Here is a 22,689-nt window from a genome sequence, read left to right as displayed (position 1 = left end):
GAAATGGTCAAGATCGATATTGCGAGCAAGGATACCGATTGGGGTGAAGCCCGTCTATAGGGACACCCTCACCACACAGGGGTGATTGCCAGACAGACAGCACGGCTCACTGCGGTGCGCTCCCGAAAACACTCACCGCTCACCGATCGAAGGTATCTTTTAGCTGTAGTGTCCACGCGGGTAAACGGATTGCGACGGTTTTTCGGCGCCATCCGGGAGCTCAAGCAGTCTCCCGGATAGGCTCACCTTAAAAATTTTTCGGCTCGTTGAACGACGTGTGGCGCGGCAGAGACAGCCAAAAGTCCGTCCTTCTCCGCTTCGGCCGCGCATCGGTGCGGTGCAAAGTTATAACGGGGCGCACTCACTTCAACAGATCGGCATCGACAGGTCCCGAAAAGTCTCACCTCATCGAGTTTTCCTCAACCCGATCGCCCCCGTTCAGCCCCGTTCTACGGGCTTCGCGCCGCCTATGGCCTCCCGAAAACTATCACTTTTTGACCTGCTGCATGTCATATCGCCTGTCCCGCAAAGGCTCACCCTGCTGCGTCCTGCAAAGCCTCACCTTTTCCTGTCATCGCTCAAAAATGGTGCTCTCCCAGGCACTTATCTCGCTTTCGTCACAAAACGTGAAGAAGGCGGCTCCCGTAAACCCTCACCGACGGTTTCTTGGCACTGTCCCGCACCGACGCTCGTAGCTCCCGCATTCCCTCACCATACCGTGTTTCCGCTAAACGCAACGACAGACCATCCTGGTCTATCCAGCTGTTTTTAATATGTTTTTTCATGCGCGCGATTTCTCATCTAGTGCAGCGACAGTTCTCGTACAGCGCGCGTGATCCCGGATTGCCTCACCATGCGAGGCGCATGACAGGGAAGATGGACTGAAAAAAGCAGGCGCAGACACTCCTGGAAAGGCTCACCTTAGACGCTCTCACCGGCCCTGCGAGCCCATCCAAGAAGAGACTACGGCTGCACCGAGACGTGCATCTTCCATTTCGCACCCGGAAAAGCTCACCTCAGGCGTCGGCAGATGAAAATTTCAGCGAAAAGCAGCCTTCGCCCCCGAAAACGCTCACCTTTCTCTCGGGAATTACCCTGAAAACCCTCACCGATCGGTAAGCTTTACCCGAATCGACTCCAAAATAGTGCGATTCGCATGCTCCCGAAAATTCTCACCGAACGAAGCCGACAGACCAGGGGGGCGCCCTCGGAAATCAACGCGTTAGCGTGCGCGTGCCCCCGAATAAACTCACCCATCATTTTGGAGCCTCCCCGAACCCGCTCACGATTCTTCCCGAGAGCCCTCACCGATCATCCCGAAGCCCGTCACCGTTCGCTCCCGCAGAGCTTCACCATAGTTCCCGTACAATCTCACCTGACGTCCGGCAAAGCCTTATCCGATAAGGGTTCTGGCTGGCGTTAACGATGTTAACAAGGTTCAAAGGTGTTTACTTCTAATACTCTCTAGCGGTGCAGTGTTTTGCACGCAGTAATTAGAAAAACGAAAAGCTGCGTGAAACAGACACCCATGGCGCGTATGGGACTAAAATCCGCGACAAATCATCGACTTGCAGGGATATCTTCAGGATGTTTCACGACGGCGGACATGTGTACCATGCCAAGTTGTCGAAAACGGCCTAAATGCTCTGTTATCGACGTTGGTGTGAACGATCGAACGAAAAACATAACGATCAACACGTAAAACGTTATGATCATCATGTTGAACTGCTAGATTTTCACCATGGATCAATCTACTCGCGACACGCTGCGCCAAGAAATCGAAGCGATGCGCGCCACCGGCGCACGGCGGCAAGACCTCTCTCAACACGCCTGCAAGCGACTCTTCTTCGACCTGGGCGTTCGGCCCTCGGTTACGACTGTCCGCGAACTGACTCAAACCGGCAGCGCAAGCGACATCCCCAAGGACATCGAGGCGTTCTGGGCCGGTCTGCGTTCGACGTTGCGCGTTCGCATCGACGCTGGGGCGATGCCGGAATCATTGCAGGAACGTGCCGGCGAACTGCTGGCGGCGTTATATGACGAGGCGCAAACGGCCGCGCGTGCCGCCCTTAACGAGGAAAAGGCCCGTCTGGACATGGCCATCCAGGCCGCGCAAGCCCAGGCTCGCGATGCCGATATTCGTCGCGAGGCGATCGAGCGGGCTCAGCAGCGTGCCGAGGCGCGCGCCGAAGCAGGCGCTGCTCAGATCGCGGCGCTGGAAGCCGAATTGAAGACGCTGCGCAGTCAAGGCACAGACGCTCAGGCGGGCTTGCGCGAAGTCATCGCCCGATGGGAGAAGGAGAACGAGACGCTCTCGGCGCGTCTGCAGCACGAGCAGGACGCTGCGGCACGGCTGCGCGACCGCATCGACGAGCTTCAAAACGAGCTGCGCCACAGCACCGAGCACTACGCTCAGCAGATCAAGGACGCGGTCAAGGAGGCCGAACGGCGCGTGCATCCGATGCTCGTCGAACTCGACTCCCTGCGCGGCATGGCCGCCACCTATCAGACCAGCGCACGCGAAGCGAGTCAGAAAGAATTCGATTTCATTCAACAACTTAGCGCAGCCCGAAGCCGCGCCGACCGGCTCGAGTCGCAAGTGCGGGCGCAGTCCGACGAAATCGATGCGCTAGTTCTCGAGCGCGATGCACGGCGGGTTCAATCCGGTGCGAGCGCGGAAGTCGGCGCGTTGATCGCGTCGCTGGCGGCGCAGGGGCGCCTCACTTCCGCCGAGATCGCCCGCCTCGGCACGCAGATTGACGCGCACGTCGCCGCGCCAACTTCCTGTCCGGCGTGCGAGGCTGGCGAACCGGAACTGCAGCGCCACGAAGACGAATACGAGCTTTCCTGCCCGAACTGCGAGCGCACGTCCGGGGCCACGGCATCGAAGCTTGCGGCCGTCGACGAATTTATCCGGTCGGCGCGTGTCAGCACCTCGTAATCGCGCGTCGAGTGAGCGCCGGCGTCAAAGGTGAGGGTTTTCGGGATCGTCGACGGACATGTGCCGTTCCCCGTCGGCGCGCGCGTGAGCAATGTCACGCTCCCGTATTTGCTCACCCATCCATTCTTGCCAGGCACGATGCAGCCGGTGAACCGAGATCGTCTGCTGGAATCCGAGCCACTGGCCGACGCGATCGGGGTCCGTGCCATCCTCGAACAACTCCGCCGCGTACGTGTTGCGCAAGGTCTGCGGACTTGCGCGCGCGACGCGCGATGCCGCTATCCCGGACGCGGCCACGACGGCGTCGATCGCGCGCAGCATCGTCGCCTTGTGCATGGAGCGTCCCGTCGGTGCTGCCGGGAATAGCAATTCGCCTGCAAGGCCAGCCGTCTTGCGCTCGCTGATCCAGTTGTCGAGCAGTTCGACCGCGAACGGAGCGAGCCGCGCCTGCCGGATCAGCAGCGGATTCGACGCGTCGACGGTCACGTAAGGCGCGCCGGCCGCGTAGCAATCGACGGTCAATTGCGCCGCTTCGCCCGTTTTCACGCCTGCGCCGAGAAAGACGGCGACCAACGCCCGGTCGCGCCGCTCGCGCCAGCGCTGCCCGGCCGGCAAGGCGCCGATCGGAGAAAACAGATGCGCGACGAGCAGCGCGCGCTCATCGTGGGTGAGAAAGCCCGTCGGCTCGTTGTCGCGTGCCTTGCGCCATGCCGCGTCGCCGTCCTGAGCGATGAAGCGCGCCGGATTCGTCGCCGCCGATTCCACTTCCCGAACGTGATCCAGCACGCGCTCGATCAGCCGCAGATACCGCATGCGCTGCGGGCGTCGGATGTCCAGTTGCGCGACGAACTGTTCGATGACCGGACGTTGCACCGTATGCAGCGTCGCGCGTTTGGTGGCCAGCCACTCGAGAAAATTTCCCCATTGCGCGCGATACACATCGGCCGATGACGCCCTGAACGATTGCTGGGCGAGCCATGCATCGAACGCGGCGTGCGGGTCCGCCTGCCAGTCGGCGCGCTGTTGGTCGAAGAGATCGGAAGTGTTCGGCATATTGTTCGAAGGCGCGTTGCGCGCTGTATTGCACTGCGCACAGGGTCGGGCTTCGGGCGCGCGACGTCAAGCGCGTGTGTCCGCCAAAGTGTCGATAACTGTCTTGGCGGGCGTGCGTTTCGTCGACTACTGTCGTCTATACGGCTTCCTTCCATCCACGAACACAAGAGCAAAAAGGAGCGAGCGATGCCCCAGCAATCCTGGCAGGAACGTCGCGCGAATGGACGCGCCAGGCGCGAACGCACACCGCGGGCCGCGCAAGAGGCGATCGGCGATGTCGATCGCGATCCCATCGAGCTTTTGCGGACAAGCAGCAAAGGCCGCGTCGATGCGCTGATTCCCTTGCGTTACGGCCGCATGCTCGTTTCGCCGTTCACGTTTTATCGCGGCAGCGCGATCCTTCAGGCGCACGACCTGGCCGGCACACCGGACAGCGGCATCGCCATTCAGATCTGCGGCGACTGTCATCTTTCCAACTTTGGCGGCTTCGCAACGCCGGAGCGCGCGCTCATTTTCGATCTCAACGACTTCGACGAAACCGCGCCCGGTCCGTGGGAATGGGATTTGAAACGGTTGGTCGCGAGCTTCACGATCGCCGGCCGGCATCTCGGCCACGGCGATCTGGCTGCGGACGAGTTCGCGTTTGTCGCCGCGCGCAGTTATCAGACGCATCTGCGCGAGTACGCTGAAATGAGCGTGCTCGATCTCTGGTACGAGCGCATCACCTTCGATCGCATGTACCAGGCCGTGCAGAGCGAAGACGCGCGGCGGCGCATCAAGCGCGGCATCGAACGGGCTTCGCGCCGCACGCACGAAACGATGCTGCCGAAACTCGCCGACCGAACCGGCGACACGTGGCGCATTCGCGATGCGCCGCCTGCCGTGTTTCACATCCACGGCAAGAGCACGCTGATCGATAAGAACGACGGCTGGATGACGCTCAAAGCCAGTCGTGAAGATGCGCTCGCGACGCTCGTGCGCGATTATGTCGCGACGCTTACGCCGGAGCGCGCGAGATTGCTGTCGCAATTCAGCCGGCAGGATGTCGCGTTCAAGGTGGTCGGCGTGGGCAGCGTCGGCACGCGCTGCCTCGTTTTGCTGCTCACGGATCATCACGACAAGCCGCTTTTCCTGCAGATGAAGGAGGCATCGACGTCGGTCGTCGCGAGATTCACGAAACATGCGAAGCACGCCGACGATATCAAACACGACGGGCACCGCGTCGTTCACGGACAACGTCTGATGCAGGCCGCCACGGACCCGTTTCTCGGCTGGGCGACCGGACCGCTCGGGCGCACGCTCTACATCCGCCAGTTACGCGACATGAAAATCTCCGCAGAACTCGATACTTTCAGCGACGACGTCTTTCGCGAATACGCCGTGCTTTGCGGCTGGGCGCTTGCCCGCGCGCACGCGAAGTCCGGCGGATGCGCGCCGGAAATCTCGGGCTACCTGGGCAACAGCGATCGAATGGCCGAAGTTCTAGTGCGCTACGGTCGCGCCTACGCGGATCAGGTGGAAAAGGACTACGAGGTGTTTCGCGTTGCGTGCCGGGACGGCAAGCTCGAATCGCGTTCGGATGCGGACATCGCGGCGGAGTTCGCGCCGTGAAACGATCCGCTGCGCGATGACATGAACCGGGGCACGCGGGTTCAGTCGCGTGCCGCGGGGATGCGTCAATGCGCGGCGCTGACTGCTCGCGGCCGATCCTGTCGCGATGCGCGCTCGTAGGCGTCTACGGCGAAGGCGAAAACGGCGGGCAAGGCATCCGAGGATGCAACGTCGACGACGTCATCGGTTTCGGGGAAATGAAAGTCATCGGGACGCGCGAACAGCTCGCGCAAGGCGGCTTCGTGTCGTCCCGCGAATCCGAGGTCCGCGACGGCCTCCGCCTCGATGGCATGCAACAGCCGCCAAGTCAGCGGCACTCCTTTATCGATGTAACGCCCCGCGATCTGACGCGTGATGCGCTCGAGGTCATGCACCGCGCGGGCGAACTGCCTTCTGCTCAGGTTTTCACCATTCGACTCCATGATCCACCCCTTCCAGCCGGTCTTATTGTACTGTACAAATATACAGTACTTGTTGCAATGAAAATAGCGTCGCGCGAGTCGAACCGGCTGTATGTGCGATTCCGCCTACGTGCGTTTCAGACATGCGCGGCTATGCGCGCCTGCCGACAAAGCGCATCGTTTAACCGTGCTTGGGAAACTCCTGAGCGGAACGCGCAGGCAGTTTCTGCGTTCGTTCGACGGCACCGCGCGGCCAACAGCGCTGCAAACCACGGGAGAACTGACATGAACAAGGATCAAGCCGAAGGCGTTGGCAAGCAGGTCAAGGGAAAGATCAACGAGGGCGTCGGCAAAATGACGGGGGACACGGCTCAGGAAGCCAAGGGCGACATGCAGCAAGCAGCCGGCAAGGTCCAAAAAGGCGTGGGCGATGCACGCGAGGATCTGAAGGACAGCGTGAAAAAGAACCCGTAAGACGGGCCAACCGGCGCCGCGACTCCGGCGCCGCTTTGAGCGGGACGTGCTCGATGCGCGTCCCGTTTTTATTGGCGGGCGCACGGCGGCGCGCCGACTTTATGCGCAAAAAGTTCCGGACGCTCAGCGCATCAGCCGTGGATGACGACGAGCAACGCCTTGGCCTCCGCGCGCCCGACATTCCGGATCGCGTGCGCCTCGTCCGCGGCATACCGCGCGGTTTCCCCCGCCTTCAGACGACGCGTCGCACCCGACGCATCGACCTCAACGGAACCGTTCAGCACTGTGAGATGCTCGCGCGTTCCCGGTTCGTGCGCGTTCGACGTGAGCGCGGCGCCCGATTGCAGCGTAAGTTCGTACCACTCGAACTTGCCGGCGAGTTCAATCGGTCCCCACACGCGCAACTGATAGCCGCCGTTGTCCCCACTCAGGGTCGGTATTTCATGCAGCCCCGAAACGCGGATCGCTTCGGCGGGCCTTTGCTGCGCGAACAATTGGTCGAGGCTGATGCCGAGCGCATTGGTCAGTCGCCACGCGACGGCGATCGTCGGATTTGCCTTGTCGCGCTCGATCTCCGACAGCATCGACTTTGACACGCCGGCCGCGCGCGACAGATCGTCGAGGGTCAGCTTCCGTTCGCTGCGCAAGCGTTGAATGATCTCTCCGACGCGCGGCGGTGTTGCGCCTGCGCCCGCCAGATCGGCTGCTTTTCCCTCTGAACCCGTGCTTGCCATGAATCGACCAATCCCGTAAAGTGTTCGGCATATCGGAAATGCGTTCGAAATATCGAACATGTCCGATGCGATGGATGCACTATAACAGGGCTAAGGACGGCGCGCGCGAGTCACGAGGCGCGGATTGCATTGGCAGGCCCAGAACAAGGATTGCGATGAAAGACCGATATCTCTCCCATTTGCGTTCGACGCTCGACGAAATTCGCGCTGCGGGGTTCTACAAGACGGAGCGCGTCATCGCGAGTCCGCAGTCGTCGGACATTCGGCTCGCGAACGGCGCGGCGGTGCTGAACTTCTGCGCGAACAACTACCTGGGTCTTGCGGACGATCGCCGGCTCATCGAGGCCGCGAAGGACGGACTGGACGCCGATGGTTTCGGCATGGCGTCCGTGCGTTTCATCTGCGGCACGCAGACCGTGCACAAGGAACTTGAACAGGCGATCGCGCGTTTTCTCGAAACGGACGACGCCATTCTTTATTCGAGTTGCTTCGATGCAAACGGCGGCCTCTTCGAAACGCTGCTGACCGAAGAAGACGCGATCATCAGCGACGAACTGAATCACGCCAGCATCATCGACGGCGTGCGGCTCTCGAAGGCCCGGCGTCTGCGCTATAAAAACAACGACCTCGCCGATCTGGAAGCGCGTCTTCAGGAAGCCGATGCAGCCGGCGCACGCTTCAAGCTGATCGCGACCGACGGGGTTTTTTCGATGGACGGCATCATCGCCAACCTTTCCGGCATCTGCGATCTCGCTGACCGTTACGGTGCGCTCGTCATGGTCGACGATTCCCACGCCGTCGGCTTCATCGGCGAGAACGGGCGCGGAACCCCGGAGCACTGCGGCGTGCTCGATCGCGTCGACATCATTACCGGCACGCTCGGCAAGGCGCTTGGCGGCGCGTCAGGCGGCTATGTCGCCGCGCATAAGGAAGTCATCGATTTGCTGCGTCAGCGCAGCCGGCCGTATCTTTTCTCGAACACGTTGGCACCGAACATCGCCGCGGCATCGCTGAAAGTGCTTGAACTGCTCGCGAGCGACGAAGGCGCGACGTTGCGCCGGCGCGTCCGCGAGAACGGGGCGCACTTCCGCAAGGCGATGTCCGCGCTCGGCTTCGATCTTGTCCCCGGTGAACATCCGATCATTCCGGTCATGCTCGGCGACGCTCAACTCGCGTCCAAGATGGCTGATGCGCTGCTCGACGAAGGCGTCTATGTGATTGGCTTTTCCTATCCTGTGGTGCCGAAAGGACGCGCGCGCATCCGGACGCAGATGAGCGCGGCACACACGCCGGAACAGATCGATCGTGCAGTCGATGCGTTCGCTCGCGTCGGCCGATCCCTCGGCGTCATCGGCTGACTTTATGCGCATAAAGGCCCGCGACCTTCGAAGCAGCATCATCAAGACCAAACGCCAGGATCAAACGCCAGGATCAAACGCAATGAAAGCCCTCGCCAAACTCGAACGCGCACCCGGTCTCACCCTGACGCGCGTGAAGCGACCCGAAGTCGGTCACAACGACGTTCTCATCCGCATCCGCAAGACGGCGATCTGCGGCACCGACATCCACATCTGGAAATGGGACGAATGGGCGCAGAAGACGATTCCGGTGCCGATGCATGTCGGTCACGAGTACGTCGGCGAAATCGTGGAGATGGGACAGGAAGTACGCGGCTTCGCCATCGGCGACCGCGTGTCGGGCGAAGGCCATATCACATGCGGTTTTTGTCGTAACTGCCGCGCGGGCCGTCGTCACCTGTGCCGCAACACGGTCGGCGTGGGCGTGAATCGTGAAGGCGCATTTGCGGAGTTTCTCGTGATCCCGGCGTTCAACGCGTTCAAGATTCCGCCTGACATTTCCGACGATCTCGCTGCGATCTTCGATCCGTTCGGCAACGCGACGCACACTGCCCTCTCGTTCAATCTCGTCGGCGAGGATGTGCTGATTACCGGCGCCGGGCCGATCGGCGTGATGGCTGCGGCGATCGCGCGGCACGTCGGCGCGCGCAACGTCGTCATCACCGACGTGAACGACTATCGGCTCGAACTTGCCCGCAAGATGGGCGCGACGCGCGCGGTCAACGTGGCGAACGAAAACCTGCGCGACGTGATGAGCGAACTCGGCATGACCGAAGGATTCGACGTGGGCCTGGAAATGTCCGGCGTGCCGAGCGCATTCACGGCGATGCTCGAATCGATGAATCACGGCGGCAAGGTCGCACTGCTCGGCATTCCGCCGGCGCAGACCGCCATCGACTGGAATCAGGTGATTTTCAAGGGACTCGAAATCAAGGGCATCTACGGACGCGAGATGTTCGAGACCTGGTACAAGATGGTCGCGATGCTGCAAAGCGGCCTCGATCTCTCCCCGATCCTGACGCACACGTTTCCCGTCGACGACTATCAGCGCGCATTCGACACGATGCTTTCCGGCAACAGCGGCAAGGTCGTGCTCGACTGGACCGCCGTCGCGGCCTGAGCGGCACGCATCACGGCGCGTTGTCCGCAGACGCCTTCGAAAATTCGGCCTGAATGGCGACGTGCACATCGTCGCCGACGGCCGGATACCACGTCGTCAGTCCGAACTGAGCGCGGCTGAAATGTCCGTCGGCGGAGAAGCCCAGCGTTTCCTGCTTCGTGAGCGGATTGACCGCGTGACCGTTGAACGTCACGTTGAGCGTGACCGGCTTCGTCGTGCCGCGTATCGTCAGATCGTCCGTCAATATGCCCTTGTCTTCGCCGGTGCGTTGAAACGCCGTGCTGACGAAAACGATGTCCGGATAACGCGCGCCATCGAACATGTCCGGCCCTTTCAGCATGCGATCGAGCAGCGGCACATTGGTGTTGACGCTGGACGCGTCGATTCGCGCGCGTACCGAGCTTCCGGACATTCCGTCCGCGTTCCAGTCGAGTTGCGCCGTGGTCTTATCGAATCGGATGACGAAGCGCGAGTAGTGGAAATGATCGACGTCGAAACTCACGTTCCAGTGATGCGGATCGAGCTGATAACGTCCTGCCGGCACGCTCGATTCACTCGACGAAACGTGATGCGTCACGACCTGAAGCGGCGTGCACGCCGTCAATGCGATCGCCGCGAGAAAAAGAACGAGACGCTTATAAGCCTTCATCGCGCATTGCCTCGAAAACAAAAATAGAACGTCGACAAGTTTCGCCGAGATCATCCGAACGCGCGCAAGCCGTCACGGACTTTTCGTCAGCACACACGAAAATGTCGCGATCGGGTAGAGTTCGCCTCGACCTACATCTCAAAAAAGCGGCGCCACCGTACGCGCGTTGGCGGATAAAACATGTGCACATGGCTGTCCCGATTCCGAACGTTTCGCGCGCACTTGTCGGCGGTTGCCGCGCTCGTCGCGCTGGGCTGGACGCCCGCCGCGCACGCAAGCTGGTGCGGCGACGGTCTCTGGCTCGACGCGATGGTCGCTTCGCATCACTTTCACCCGGACAAGGACTTCGAGCAATTCAATCCGGGCATCGGCGTGGAATGCTGGGTCACGCCGCAATGGGCGGTGACAGGCGGCTACTTTCGCAATTCGCTGTCGAAGCCGTCGTTCTACGGCGGCGGCGTGTGGGGACCGGACTTCCTTCACTGGAATTACATCAGGCTCGCAGTCATGGCCGGGCTCATCTCCGGCTACGACTACGGCAGCTACGGCCTCGGCCATAACCATACGGTCGGTCCGGTTGCCGCGCCGCTCATCATGCTGGAATACAAGCGCGTCGGCGCGAACATCATCCTGATTCCGCCGATCCCTTCGAGCGATCTTCCATTCACGCTTGGGTTCATGCTCAGAATGCGATTCTGAACATCGTGCGGGCTTTGTGGTTTGTGACGTACTCCCGAGCTCCAGACGACTGAACGAGAATCCAGCTAACGCCTTCGCGGCCGAGGCAAACCGGCGACGCTGTCAGGCGCGCCGCGCATGCGTTCATTACACCAGCGTTGGCGGCCCAACGATTGCTGAGGGGTGCGATGTGACGCATCGTGCACAGCAGACAAGAGAAAAGAATCAGCACGTAGACGAAAGAAAACGCCGCACGCATGGCTCAACGTCATAGGCCCGGCTTGGGCTCGCTACGCGATGTCGGCGTCACTCCGTGCCCGAGTCTCTCTGCGACCCCATCCATGAGCAAGCCAACCCAGATTCGCATGAAGCTCGACGAATATCGGCTGCAATGGCGCGTGCTGACCTTCTACGAGCGCTTCGAGCAGATCATCGCCCACATCCTGAGCGTCGTGATCTCGGTGATCATCGTCGTATCGCTGTGGCAGTTGATTCGGGCGGTCATAGCGCTGACGCTGTCGGGGGCGCTCGATCCGCTGGATCATGCGATCTTTCAGGCGGTTTTCGGCATGGTGATGACGTTGTTGATCGCGATGGAATTCAAGCATTCGATCACTCGCGTCATGTTAAGACGCGATCACATCGTGCAGGTCAAGACAGTGCTTCTCGTGGCGATGCTCGCGATAGCGCGCAAGTTCATCATCCTTGATCCAGCCACGGACCCGGGCCGCATTGCCGCACTGGCGGCCGCGCTGATCGCGCTCGGCAGCGTCTACTGGCTAATGCGGCAACGCGACGATCCCGTCGATGCGGCGATTGCAGAGCGCGCCGCGCGGGATCGCGAAAAGCGCGATTGATATTCTGTTGGCGTGCTGCCGATGCTTTCAGCGTCAATCTGGCAGCACGAACTCGGTACGCATGTCTTCGATCACCTTCTCGACGTGATGTACATAGTCCGCACCGAGGTCGTTGAGCGGCACGATGTTCCAGTTGCGGCCGGATGCGTCGGGCGGATGCCGCTCTGGCAGCGGTATGCGCACGCGCAAGGCTCCCGGCGCGTCAGCGGAGATTTTGGCCATGCGGCTTTGCAGTTCGTCGCGAATCTGCTCAGGGGTTCGAACGATTTTCGGCATGGGTCTGCCTCCTTCGCTTGCACGTCTGGATCGTGACTGTTTGGGCGCAGACGTTGGACGCATGCACCGACGCCTCTTTGGAGTTTAGTCGCTAATTCGGATAGGCATCGACTGATGCAATGATCGTCCAGAAAAAGTGAGTGCATTCCTCCTCACAGCCCCGATTCTCGCTGTCTATTCCACGAATCCGGAATCTTCTTGAAGCGCACCTGCCTCACTGTCCCCGCGCCGCGTGCCGCAAGCACTCCAGCATCAACGTCGCAGCGGGCGTCAGCGGACTGTCCCTGCGCGTCACGATTCGCACCGACACGGCAGGCAACGGATCAACGATAGGAAAGATCGCGAGCCCTTCGCCGACCCATGGATGTTCCAGCAACGCGGCGGGCATCGCGGCGAGCGCATCCGAGCCACGCAACAACCCGTGCGCGATGATGAAGCTCGGACATTCGATCACGCGTTTGGGCACCATCAGACCGCGCTCGGCGTACGAATCGAGCAGCGCCTGCGTCGAACTTTCCGGCGACGGATTCAGCAGCCACTCCGCATCCGACAACTCCGCGAGCGACGTGCAGTGCCGCAACGGATGATCCGCGCGCCCGACGATCGCCGAGCGGCTCTCGTACAGCTCGATGTGATCGAACTCCGGCGCGAGATGTTCGGGCACGACGACCGCCACGACGAAGTCCAGCGAACCATCGCGCAGACGCGGCATCGCGACGCCCGGAAAGCCTTCGATGAAACTCACGCGCGCGTCCGGCATCTGCTTGCGAAACGCCCGATACGCCTGCGGCAATATCGATAGCGCGGCAGTCGGCGTGACGGCCGCGCTCACGCTGCCCGCGCCGGCGCCTTTCATCTGCGCGATGTCGTCTTCCGCGCGGCGCATTTCGCTGACGATCAGATGCGCCCGCACGCGCAACTGCTGCCCGAACGCCGTCAGTTGCACGCCGCGCGCGGTGCGCAACACGAGCGGTACGCCCAGATCCTGTTCCAGTTCCTTGATCGCCTTAGTCAGCGCCGCTTGCGACAAATGAAGGCTGCGCGCGGCCGCGCGAATGCTGCCTTGCTCGGCGGTCGTCAGGAAAGCGCGCAACTGATGATATTTCATGCTCATGGCCGACATCCTAGGGTTATCGCCGACAACTAATAGTCATCACGCAATAAATTTACCGTCTTTTGGTTTGCTTATCGGCTTTATATGCTTGGCACACATCGAATCGCATCGAGCAAGGAGCGTCATATGTTGTCAGTCGAGCCCGTCATCCCCGGCATTGCCGCCATCGCATCGGAATTCGTCGATGTGCGCCGGCGCATTCACGCGCATCCGGAACTTGCGTATGAGGAAACGCAAACCAGCGATCTCGTCGCGGGATTGCTCGCGCAATGGGGCTACGAAGTGCATCGCGGGCTGGGCAAGACGGGCGTCGTCGGCGTGTTGACGGAAGGCGAGGGCGGCAAGCGCATCGCACTGCGCGCCGACATGGACGCGTTGCCGATCGAGGAAGCCACCGGCCTGCCGTATTCCAGCAAACACGCGCGCACGATGCACGCATGCGGCCACGACGGCCACACCGCGATGCTTCTGTGCGCCGCGCGCCATCTCGCCGAAAGCCGCCAGTTCTCGGGCACGCTGATCGTGATTTTCCAGCCCGCCGAGGAAGGCGAGGCGGGCGCGCGCGCGATGATCGAAGACGGTCTCTTCGAAAAATTCCCGTGCGACGCCGTGTTCGGCCTGCACAACATGCCCGGCCTGCCCGCGGGCGACATGTTCTTCACGCCGGGTCCGGGCATGGCGTCGTCGGATCGGGTGAACATCACCGTGCGCGGCGTCGGCGGACATGGCGCGATGCCGCACGTCGCATGCGATCCGATGCCCGCGGTCGCATCGATCATGCTCGGTCTCAACAGCATCGTCGCGCGCGAAGTGGATGCGCAGAAATCCGCGGTCGTCACCGTCGGCAGCGTGCAGGCGGGCGAGGCGTGCAACGTGATCCCCGAGACCGCGCTGATGAAGCTCTCCGTGCGCGCGCTCGACGCGGGCGTGCGCAAGCAGCTTCAGGAGCGCATCACCGCGCTCGTGAACGCGCAGGCATTGGCGTTCGGCTGCACGGCCGACATCGACTACGAACTCGGCTATCCGGTGCTCGTGAATCACGCGGAACCGACCGCCTTCGCCACCGATGTCGCGACGAAAATGCTCGGCGCGCAACGCGTCGATCCGGCCGCGCGTCCGCTGATGGGCAGCGAAGACTTCGCCTTCATGCTCGAAGCGTGCCCCGGCACGTATGCGTGGATCGGCAACGGCATCGGCTCGAAGGGCGGCTGCATGGTGCACAACCCCGGCTACGATTTCAACGACGACATCCTCGCGATCGGCGCGAGCTACTGGGTGCGCCTGGCCGAAGCCTGGCTCGCCGACTGATCCTTCGGAATCCATCATGAACGCACCTACCTTTGCCAGCGCGCCCGCGAATCCTTCGATGCAAACCAGCCGCGCGGCGCGCACGCGGCTCGTTCTGGCGGCGGCGGTCGGCAACGCGCTCGAGTTTTACGACTTCATCGTCTATGCGTTCTTCGCGCTGACCATCGGCAAGCTGTTCTTTCCGGTGGACGATCCGGTCGGCCAGTTGCTGCTTGCGGTGGCGAGCTTCGGCGTCGGGTTCTTCACGCGGCCGATCGGCGGCTTGCTGATCGGCATGTACGCCGATCGCGCCGGCCGCAAGAAGGCGATGCTCCTCACGCTCGGGCTGATGGCGCTCGGCACCGCGATGATCGCCGTCGCGCCGACTTACGCGCAAGCGGGCATCGCCGCGCCGATCATTCTCGTGATCGCACGGCTGATTCAAGGCTTCTCGGCGGGCGGCGAAGTCGGCGCATCGACGACGCTGTTGCTCGAACAGGCGCCCGCGAACCGGCGCGGCTTCTATGCATCGTGGCAGTTCTCGAGCCAGGGACTCTCGGCGCTCGCCGGCGCGTTGACCGGCGTCGCGCTCACGGCGACGCTCACGACCGCGCAACTCGAAAGCTGGGGCTGGCGCGTGCCGTTCTTCATCGGCACGGCGATCGTGCCCGTCGGCTGGTGGCTGCGTCGCACGATGGAAGAAGCACCGCCGCAAAACGTCGCCGCCGCGCCCAAGGCACCGAAGATTCCGCTTGTCACCGTGCTGCGCGAACATGGCCGCGCGGTGCTCAACGGACTCGGCCTGACGATCGGCGGCACGTCGGCGCACTTCATCATCGTGTTCTATCTGTCGATCTACGGCGTGAAGACGCTCGGCTGCCGAGCTGGACGTCGATGCTTTCGGGCTGCGTGTCGGGCGCGATTCTCTTTATCGTCGCGCCGATAGGTGGCTATCTGTCGGACCGCATCGGCCGCAACAAGCTCGCGCAGACGACGCGCATCCTGCTGATGCTCGCGATCTGGCCGGCCTTCGCGCTGCTGAACAAATCGCCGAACGCGACGACGCTGCTCGCGGTCGTCACCGTGCTCTCGATCGTGCATTCGCTCAACGTCGGTCCGACCGGCGCGATGCTCGGCGAGCTGTTCCCGCGTTCGGTGCGCGCGACGGGCGCGGCCATCGTCTACAGCATCGGCGTGGCGATCTTCGGCGGCTTCGCGCAGTTCTTCGTGACGTCGCTCATCGTCATTACGAAGAGCGTGATGGCGCCCGCGTGGTACGTGATCGGTTGCGGCGTGCTCTCCGTGATCGCGGTGGCGTGCATGCGCGAAAGGTCGCAGGAAATGCTCGACTGATCGTCAAATCTTGCGCTGCACGCGCGCCGGATGCGTATGCGAGGTGTATAACTCGACGTGTCCGGGTTTCTGAAAAGGCCGCCCGCGCGGCCTTTTTTACTGGATCCCACACTATGAAGAAAGCGCGATAAAGGGGACTTCCATGCGCAAGAAGCTACGCTCGCAAAGCTGGTTCGGCGGCAACGATAAAGACGCGTTCATCCATCGTTCGTGGATGAAGAACCAGGGCATACCTCACGATCAGTTCGATGGCCGGCCGGTCATCGGCATCTGCAATACATGGTCGGAACTCACGCCGTGCAACGCGCATTTTCGCGAGCTCGCGGAATACGTGAAGCGCGGCGTGCGCGAGGCAGGCGGCTTTCCGCTGGAGTTTCCGGTGATGTCGCTCGGCGAATCGAATCTGCGGCCAACAGCCATGTTGTTCCGCAATCTCGCGTCGATGGACGTCGAAGAATCCATACGCGGCAATCCGATCGATGGCGTCATTCTGCTCGTCGGCTGCGACAAGACCACGCCCGCCTTGCTGATGGGCGCGGCGTCGTGCAATCTGCCCGCGCTCGCGGTGTCGGGCGGACCGATGTTGAACGGCCGCTTTCGCGGCGGCACCATCGGCTCGGGCACGGGCGTCTGGCAGATGTCGGAGGAAGTGCGCGCGGGCACGATGACGCAGGAAGAATTCGTCGAAGCCGAATCGTGCATGAACCGGTCGCGCGGCCATTGCATGACGATGGGCACCGCATCCACGATGGCCTCGATGGTCGAATCGCTCGGCATGGGCTTGCCGCACAATGCCGCGATTCCCGCCGTCGATGCGCGCCGTCAGGTGCTCGCGCACATGGCCGGCCGACGCATCGTCGATATGGTCAAGGACGATCTCACGATGGACAAGATCCTCACGCGCGAAGCCTTCGAGAACGCGATCCGCACGAACGCGGCGATCGGCGGATCGACGAATGCGGTCGTGCATCTGATCGCGCTGGCGAAGCGTATCGGCGTGGAGCTCACGCTCGAAGACTGGGAACTCGGCAGCAAGGTGCCTTGCCTCGTGAATCTGCAGCCATCGGGCGAGTATCTGATGGAAGACTTCTATTACGCGGGCGGCTTGCCCGCGGTGTTGCGTCAGCTCGGCGAGCAAGGCTTGCTGCATCGCGATGCGCTCACGGTGAACGGCCGCACGATCTGGGACAACGTCAGCGACGCGCAGAACTACGACGAGAAGGTCATCACGCGGTTCGAGAAGCCATTCAAGCCGCACGCGGGCATCGCCGTGCTGAAGGGCAATCTCGCACCGAACGGCGCGGTCATCAAGCCATCGGCGGCGACGCAATCGTTGCTGAAGCATCGCGGGCGCGCGGTCGTATTCGAAAACGTCGAAGAGTTGCACGCGAAGGTCGACGACGATTCGCTCGATATCGACGAGCACTGCATCATGGTCCTGAAGGGCGCGGGGCCGAAGGGTTATCCCGGCTTCGCGGAAGTCGGGAACATGCCGCTGCCGAAAAAGGTGCTGCAAAAAGGCATCACCGATATGGTCCGCATCTCCGATGGCCGCATGAGCGGCACCGCCTACGGCGCGGTCGTGCTGCATGTGTCGCCGGAAGCGGCGGCGGGCGGTCCGCTCGCGCTCGTGCAGACCGGCGACATGATCGAACTGGACGTCGAAGCGCGGCGTCTGCATCTCGAAGTATCGGACGAAGAACTGGCGAAGCGCCGCGCCGCATGGCAGGCGCCCGAATTGCCGAAGCGCGGTTATTACCGCTTGTATGTCGAGCATGTCTTGCAGGCGGATCAGGGCGCGGACCTGGACTTTCTCGTCGGTTCGAGCGGCGCGCCCGTGCCGCGCGATTCGCATTGAGCGGAGGCAATCGATGACGAACCTGCAAACGCCGCCGCCCGGCATGTGGCCGGTGCTGTACGCCTATTTCGATGCGCTGAACCGCCTCGACCACGACGCCACGCGCAAGCAGATCGACGCGACCCTCGCGGCGGGCGCGCCGGCGATCGTCACGCTCGGTCTCGCGACGGAAGTGCATCGCCTGTCGGAAGACGAGAAGCGCACGATGATCGACGTATGCGCCGCGCATATCGCCGGTCGCGTGCCGCTCGCGGTCACGATCACCGGCGACAGCGTCGATGCACAAGTCGCGCTCGCAAGCCATGCGCTCGAACGCGGCGCGTCGTGGTTGATCCTTCAACCGCCGTCCAAACGCGGCGAGCCGGAAGCGTTCTACTACGACTTCTTCGCGTCGGTGCTCGAACGGACCGGCGCGAATGCGGGCATTCAGAACGCGCCGGAATATCTGGGCGTGGGTTTGTCGGCGGAATCGATTGCCGCGCTCGCTGCCGAGCGGCCGAACTTCCGTTTGCTGAAGGGCGAGGGCCCGGCTGTGACGATCCGCGCGACCATCGAACGATTGCGCGCGCTCGAACAGACGCTCGCGGTGTTCAACGGGCGCGGTGGCCAGGAACTCGTGGACAACTTGCGTGCGGGCTGCGATGGCCTGATCGTCGCGCCCGACGCGTTCGATCGTCAGGCCGCCATTTACGACGCGTTCGCCGAAGGCCGCGAGGACGATGCCGAATCGCTGTATGCGGAGACGCTGCCGGAAATCGTCTTCGTGATGCAGTCCCTGGAAACGCTCACCTGTTACGGCAAGCGCATCGCGGCGTGGCGCATGGGCTTTGACGTGCAGCACGATCGCGGCGCGCGTCCGACGCCGTTCGGCATCGAATGCGCGCGCCGTTTCGCGCAACGACTAGGGCCGACATCGCGCGTCTTGCGCCGATGAATCAGCGCGCCGCGTGCCGCGTGAAGCGCTGCTCGATCACGGATGTGCCCCATTGCGTGCCTTCGGCTTCATCGCTCAACGTGAATCCGAACGATTCGTACAAGTGGCGCGCGGCGTCCAGGCTCTTGAAGGTCCAGAGATACGTTTCGTCGTAGTGCGCGTCGACGAAGCTCATCGCGCGCGCCATCAATTGCCTGCCTATGCCGCTGCCCCGCAACGAATCGTCGACGATGAACCAGCGCAGATGCGCGACGCGCGTGGTGAGATCGCCATCGATCGCGAGCGAGCCGAGCGTGCGCTCGCCTTCCATCACGAGCCACAACGCGCGGCCTTCGACCGGCAGACTTTCCGCGAATGCGGCCAATTCCGTCGCGACCCTGCGCTCGAAGAACACGCCGAAGCCCGCGTGATGAGCGTAGAAACGCGCGTGCAGGCTCGCCACATCGCCGATGCAGCCGGGCCGGTATCCCTCGACGATGCGCGCGCTTTCCGTATGCGCGGCATGCGTCCTGTGATAGATCTTGTGTTCGTGACCGTGGGCGAGCGCATCGGCGTAGAGCGCGAGCGAGCGCACGAGCGTCTGCTGATCTTCGGGCACCATGCGGCGCAGCGCGTCGGAAACCTGATCGGTCGCGAACTTGTCGATCTTTCTGCGCAGCTTCTGTCCGTTCGCCGTGAGATACAGCTCGGACGAACGCGCGTCTTCGCTCGATGTCTGCCGCGTGACAAGCCCCGCCGCTTCGAGCCGCGCGATCTGCCGGCTGGCGTTGGATTTGTCGAGCCGCAGAATTTGCGCGATGTCGCGCGCCTGAATGCCGGGCGTCGCCCCGATCTCGATGATCGCGTGAACCGCCGAAGGCGCGAGTCCGCTGTCGGCCAGCGTGTTGCGCATGAAGCCCAGTTCGCGCACGAGCTTGCGCGAGAATTCGCGCAGTTCGAGAATGGTTTTGTCGCGCGATTGAACGGGTGTGTCGATGAAGTCCATGTCCTCTCCATCGGTTGCGAGGCGCAACCAAATGCCTCTAATTTAGTTGCGATCTGCAACTTTCGCAAGAAAAATCGCGCTCCCGAAAAGCCTCACCTTTAGCCGCGATGGCGCGCCAATTCGCTCGCGCGCCGCGGTTCCGCCACGCGCAGCAACACGATTGCGATGCCGCCCCACGCGAACTCGCGCACGCGCCGCGCACGATACAGACGGGGATGCTTAGGTAAGCGAACGAATGGACATTGAAATGCGAGCGAAAGCAATGTGTAGTGCGAGACGCGGCAAATATTCGCGGACAAAAAAAACCCGGCTCATGAGCCGGGTCGAAGGAGGTCGGGCGCGATTCCGAGGTCACGCCCGACCGCGTGGCACTCTGCTGGACGCCGCTGCGTGGGGACACGCGTGCGCGGCGCTCGACCGTGAGCCGTCGGGATGAAGCTCCACATGGAGCTGCACGAGCCAGGCGCCGGGACACGTTCCGTCGATGACGAATCTGTCGCTGGTCCAGGCGATGCGCCTTGCGGCTCTGGCCGCATCGAATTCGAGCTTGGCGATGCGTCGCACGATGAAGACGATGCCTGCCGCGCTCCCGAGCGTCGCGAGACGCATCGTCGTGGTTTCGAGCGCATGCACATGGCCCGTGCAACCGCAGACCGCGAGCCACGCCGCATCCGATGCCGCGACGCACAATGCGATCAGCACGGCGTTCGCACGCAGGGAAACGATAGTGGACGCTCGCATCGGCATCTCCGGGGCCGCACGGCCGCGAATCGGCGCGCTCGACGTATAGTGCGTGGACAAACCTTATGCGATGCTTAAGCCGCCGGCGCCGCAAGGCGTTATCGGGGACATAATGTGCGGCTGCGCGCAAAGCTTAAGTGGCGCTTAAGCATGCAAGCCGGACAATCGGCGGCGACCTGTTGAGCCTGGAGAAAGTGCATGCGCCTGTTATTGGTGGAGGACGACGAGATGATCGCGGAGACCGTGCTCGCCGCGTTGCGCCGCGCCGGTTACACGGTGGATTGGGCGCAGGACGGACGGGCCGCGGAGCTGTCGCTCGGCAACGGCGTGTACGACCTCGTGCTGCTGGACCTGAACCTGCCCAAGCGCGACGGCCTCGACGTGCTCGCCACGTATCGCAAGAACGGCGGCGACGCGCCCGTGATGATCCTGACCGCGCGCGATGCCGTCGATGACCGCATCCGCGGCCTCGACGCCGGCGCGGACGACTATCTGATGAAGCCCTTCGATCTCGACGAGCTCGCGGCTCGCGTCCGCGCATTGTTGAGACGCCGCACCGGGCACAAGCATCCGGTGTACTCGCATGGCGAGCTGACGCTCAATCCGGCCGCACACGAGGCGACCAAGGGCGGCGTCGCGCTCAATCTCGTGCCGCGCGAGTTCGCGCTGCTGCAGGCGCTGATCGAAGAGCCGTCGCGCGTATTTCGCCGCCCCGAGCTCGAAGAAAAACTGTACGGCTGGGGCGAGGAAGTCGGCAGCAACGCGATCGAAGTCCACGTTCACAGCTTGCGGCGCAAGATCGGCGCGGATGAGATCGTGACGGTGCGCGGCGTCGGTTATCGATTGAAGAGGATCGGATGACAACGATCCGCCGATGGCTGCTCGGCTGGCTCATCTGCAGCCTTGGCATCGCGTGCCTGATTGCGGGCGTCGGCATATTCGACGCCGCGCGCCTCGAAGCCGGCGAACTCTTCGACTACGAACTGCGCACCGTCGCGCTCTCGCTGCCGCATAACATCACCGCCGACGACGTTGCAGAGGGCCGCAATCCCGAACTGCACGGCATCGCGGACGACCGGCTCGTCATCGACATCTGGGATCGGACGGGCCGCCTCATCTATCACTCGCCGCGCGAGCCCGCCTTGCCGCGTTTCGGCGACGGTTTCGAATCGGCGGAGCGGGAAGGGTATCGCTGGCGCGCGTTCGGCGTCGCGCAGCCGGATCGCTTCGTGCAGGTCGCGCAGCCTTATTTCATCCGCGACGATCTCGCCATGGCGCTCGCATTGCGCACGATCTGGCCGCTCGCATTGCTGATTCCGGTGATCGTCGTGATCGTGCTTCTCGTCGTCGCGCGCGGGCTTTCGCCGGTGCGCTGGCTGTCGCAATCGCTCGTCGCGCGCTCGCCGGAATCGCTCGAGCCCGTCGTCTTCCACAAGCCGATGCCCGACGAGCTGCGTCCTCTCGTCGATGCGTTGAATGGCCTGCTCGCGCGTCTCTCGGAGGCATCGCAGGCGCAGCGCACGTTCGTCGCCGATGCCGCGCACGAACTGCGCACGCCGCTCACCGCGCTCAAGCTGCAAATCCAGGGCGCAATCGGCGATGGCTCGCTTCAGGTCGATGCCGCGACGCTCGCGAAGATCGACGGCCGGTTGAATCGCCTCATCCATCTCGCGCAGCAGCTGCTCAGCATGGCGCGCGAAGACGCCGCGCGCGAAGCGGCCATCGCGCCGATGAGCCTGCGCACGCTCTGCGAACTCCGCGTGAGCGATTTCTCGTTGCTGGCCGAAGCACGATCGATCGACCTCGGCCTGGAACTCGAACATGCGCTGGACGATCACGATCCGTTCACGATCATGGGCGACACGCACGCGCTCGCCGTCCTCGTGAACAACCTGCTCGATAACGCGATCCGTCACACGCCGCACGGTGGGCGCGTCGACGTGACCTTGCGGCGCCAAGCGGATGGCATCGCGCTCACCGTGCTGGACTCCGGCCCCGGCATTCCGCCGGACGAGATCGATCGCGTATGCGACCGCTTTTATCGTTGCGTCGGGACGTCGGGACACGGCAGCGGGCTCGGTCTCGCGATCGCGCTGCGCGTCGCGCAACGGCATCACGCGACGCTCGACGTCAGGAACCGCGATGACGCGAGCGGTCTGATCGTCGCGGTGCGCGGCTTGTGTCCGGTTGCGTCGGCGGCGCGCGCGAAGGATGTCGTCAGCGGAATGCATGCCTGAATGAAACCGCAAGAAGCGGGGCGTCGTG

At 62.8% G+C, this 22,689-nt stretch carries 20 protein-coding genes and 1 pseudogene; 13 read left to right on the top strand and 8 right to left on the bottom strand.

Annotated features, from left to right (window positions below):
- Window positions 1-1,741 precede the first annotated feature (1,741 nt).
- The gene (locus tag LDZ23_RS21050; RefSeq protein WP_008354206.1) at window positions 1,742-2,941 is read left to right on the top strand and encodes a DNA-binding protein; all 1,200 of its coding nucleotides are present in this window, start codon (window positions 1,742-1,744) and stop codon (window positions 2,939-2,941) included.
- 24 nt (window positions 2,942-2,965) lie between these two features.
- Here the strand turns inward: LDZ23_RS21050 and LDZ23_RS21045 are convergent, their stop codons facing one another.
- Complete coding sequence (locus LDZ23_RS21045) at window positions 2,966-3,994, bottom strand: tyrosine-type recombinase/integrase (RefSeq protein ID WP_008354208.1); 1,029 nt, start codon at window positions 3,992-3,994, stop codon at window positions 2,966-2,968.
- Window positions 3,995-4,180: 186 nt separating this feature from the next.
- On the opposite strand from LDZ23_RS21045, the gene LDZ23_RS21040 reads away from it, so the two are divergent.
- Window positions 4,181-5,605 (top strand): DUF2252 domain-containing protein, encoded by a 1,425-nt coding sequence (locus LDZ23_RS21040; protein WP_244808175.1) that lies wholly within the window; start codon window positions 4,181-4,183, stop codon window positions 5,603-5,605.
- Between the two features lie 65 nt (window positions 5,606-5,670).
- Here the strand turns inward: LDZ23_RS21040 and LDZ23_RS21035 are convergent, their stop codons facing one another.
- Entirely contained in the window at window positions 5,671-6,027 is a 357-nt protein-coding gene (locus LDZ23_RS21035) for a DUF2471 family protein (protein ID WP_008354210.1), read from the bottom strand.
- Window positions 6,028-6,291: 264 nt separating this feature from the next.
- On the opposite strand from LDZ23_RS21035, the gene LDZ23_RS21030 reads away from it, so the two are divergent.
- Complete coding sequence (locus LDZ23_RS21030) at window positions 6,292-6,480, top strand: CsbD family protein (protein WP_008354211.1); 189 nt, start codon at window positions 6,292-6,294, stop codon at window positions 6,478-6,480.
- 131 nt (window positions 6,481-6,611) lie between these two features.
- Here LDZ23_RS21030 and LDZ23_RS21025 read toward each other — a convergent pair whose 3' ends face one another.
- Complete coding sequence (locus LDZ23_RS21025) at window positions 6,612-7,214, bottom strand: helix-turn-helix domain-containing protein (protein ID WP_008354212.1); 603 nt, start codon at window positions 7,212-7,214, stop codon at window positions 6,612-6,614.
- 155 nt (window positions 7,215-7,369) lie between these two features.
- Between LDZ23_RS21025 and LDZ23_RS21020 the strand changes: the two genes are divergently transcribed.
- Together LDZ23_RS21020 and tdh are read left to right on the top strand one after the other, a co-directional pair.
- A complete protein-coding gene (locus LDZ23_RS21020; RefSeq protein WP_008354213.1) occupies window positions 7,370-8,572 on the top strand; it encodes a glycine C-acetyltransferase in 1,203 nt (400 codons plus the stop codon).
- An 82-nt stretch (window positions 8,573-8,654) separates the two neighbouring features.
- The gene (gene tdh, locus LDZ23_RS21015; RefSeq protein WP_008354214.1) at window positions 8,655-9,692 is read left to right on the top strand and encodes an L-threonine 3-dehydrogenase; all 1,038 of its coding nucleotides are present in this window, start codon (window positions 8,655-8,657) and stop codon (window positions 9,690-9,692) included.
- 10 nt (window positions 9,693-9,702) lie between these two features.
- On the opposite strand, the gene LDZ23_RS21010 is transcribed toward tdh, so the two are convergent.
- Window positions 9,703-10,341: a YceI family protein gene (locus LDZ23_RS21010; RefSeq protein ID WP_244808174.1), complete on the bottom strand. Its 639-nt coding sequence runs from the start codon at window positions 10,339-10,341 to the stop codon at window positions 9,703-9,705.
- 180 nt (window positions 10,342-10,521) lie between these two features.
- Here LDZ23_RS21010 and LDZ23_RS21005 point away from each other — a divergent pair, with 180 nt between their 5' ends.
- Complete coding sequence (locus tag LDZ23_RS21005) at window positions 10,522-11,040, top strand: hypothetical protein (protein WP_008354217.1); 519 nt, start codon at window positions 10,522-10,524, stop codon at window positions 11,038-11,040.
- 344 nt (window positions 11,041-11,384) lie between these two features.
- Window positions 11,385-11,876: a phosphate-starvation-inducible PsiE family protein gene (locus LDZ23_RS21000; protein ID WP_008354218.1), complete on the top strand. Its 492-nt coding sequence runs from the start codon at window positions 11,385-11,387 to the stop codon at window positions 11,874-11,876.
- Between the two features lie 33 nt (window positions 11,877-11,909).
- Here LDZ23_RS21000 and LDZ23_RS20995 read toward each other — a convergent pair whose 3' ends face one another.
- Window positions 11,910-12,152, bottom strand: coding sequence for a hypothetical protein (locus LDZ23_RS20995; protein WP_244808173.1), 243 nt, complete (start codon window positions 12,150-12,152; stop codon window positions 11,910-11,912).
- Between the two features lie 214 nt (window positions 12,153-12,366).
- Window positions 12,367-13,260 (bottom strand): LysR substrate-binding domain-containing protein, encoded by an 894-nt coding sequence (locus LDZ23_RS20990; protein ID WP_033535848.1) that lies wholly within the window; start codon window positions 13,258-13,260, stop codon window positions 12,367-12,369.
- Between the two features lie 132 nt (window positions 13,261-13,392).
- Between LDZ23_RS20990 and LDZ23_RS20985 the strand changes: the two genes are divergently transcribed.
- From LDZ23_RS20985 to LDZ23_RS20970, 4 genes and pseudogenes are all read left to right on the top strand, one after another.
- Window positions 13,393-14,574 carry a M20 aminoacylase family protein gene (locus LDZ23_RS20985; RefSeq protein ID WP_008354221.1) on the top strand — a complete coding sequence of 394 codons (1,182 nt, stop codon included), beginning with the start codon at window positions 13,393-13,395 and terminating at the stop codon, window positions 14,572-14,574.
- 16 nt (window positions 14,575-14,590) lie between these two features.
- Window positions 14,591-15,906, top strand: a pseudogene (locus tag LDZ23_RS20980) (MFS transporter).
- Window positions 15,907-16,048: 142 nt separating this feature from the next.
- On the top strand, window positions 16,049-17,764 hold the full coding sequence (locus LDZ23_RS20975; RefSeq protein WP_008354222.1) for an IlvD/Edd family dehydratase: 1,716 nt from the start codon (window positions 16,049-16,051) through the stop codon (window positions 17,762-17,764).
- Window positions 17,765-17,777: 13 nt separating this feature from the next.
- Window positions 17,778-18,698 carry a dihydrodipicolinate synthase family protein gene (locus LDZ23_RS20970; protein ID WP_008354223.1) on the top strand — a complete coding sequence of 307 codons (921 nt, stop codon included), beginning with the start codon at window positions 17,778-17,780 and terminating at the stop codon, window positions 18,696-18,698.
- Between the two features lies 1 nt (window position 18,699).
- Here the strand turns inward: LDZ23_RS20970 and LDZ23_RS20965 are convergent, their stop codons facing one another.
- On the bottom strand, window positions 18,700-19,683 hold the full coding sequence (locus LDZ23_RS20965; protein WP_008354224.1) for a bifunctional helix-turn-helix transcriptional regulator/GNAT family N-acetyltransferase: 984 nt from the start codon (window positions 19,681-19,683) through the stop codon (window positions 18,700-18,702).
- 351 nt (window positions 19,684-20,034) lie between these two features.
- Window positions 20,035-20,424 carry a hypothetical protein gene (locus tag LDZ23_RS20960; protein WP_144403588.1) on the bottom strand — a complete coding sequence of 130 codons (390 nt, stop codon included), beginning with the start codon at window positions 20,422-20,424 and terminating at the stop codon, window positions 20,035-20,037.
- Between the two features lie 198 nt (window positions 20,425-20,622).
- Between LDZ23_RS20960 and LDZ23_RS20955 the strand changes: the two genes are divergently transcribed.
- Both LDZ23_RS20955 and LDZ23_RS20950 read left to right on the top strand, forming a co-directional pair.
- The gene (locus LDZ23_RS20955) at window positions 20,623-21,285 is read left to right on the top strand and encodes a response regulator (RefSeq protein WP_008354227.1); all 663 of its coding nucleotides are present in this window, start codon (window positions 20,623-20,625) and stop codon (window positions 21,283-21,285) included.
- Entirely contained in the window at window positions 21,282-22,661 is a 1,380-nt protein-coding gene (locus LDZ23_RS20950; RefSeq protein ID WP_008354229.1) for an ATP-binding protein, read from the top strand. The genes LDZ23_RS20955 and LDZ23_RS20950 overlap by 4 nt, the downstream gene beginning before the upstream one ends.
- Window positions 22,662-22,689 lie beyond the last annotated feature (28 nt).

The sequence above is a fragment of the Caballeronia zhejiangensis genome (assembly GCF_022879815.1).
Taxonomy (GTDB): domain Bacteria; phylum Pseudomonadota; class Gammaproteobacteria; order Burkholderiales; family Burkholderiaceae; genus Caballeronia; species Caballeronia zhejiangensis.
The sequence above is the reverse complement of the archived record's forward strand: the minus strand, read 5'-3'. Positions and strand labels throughout refer to the sequence as shown.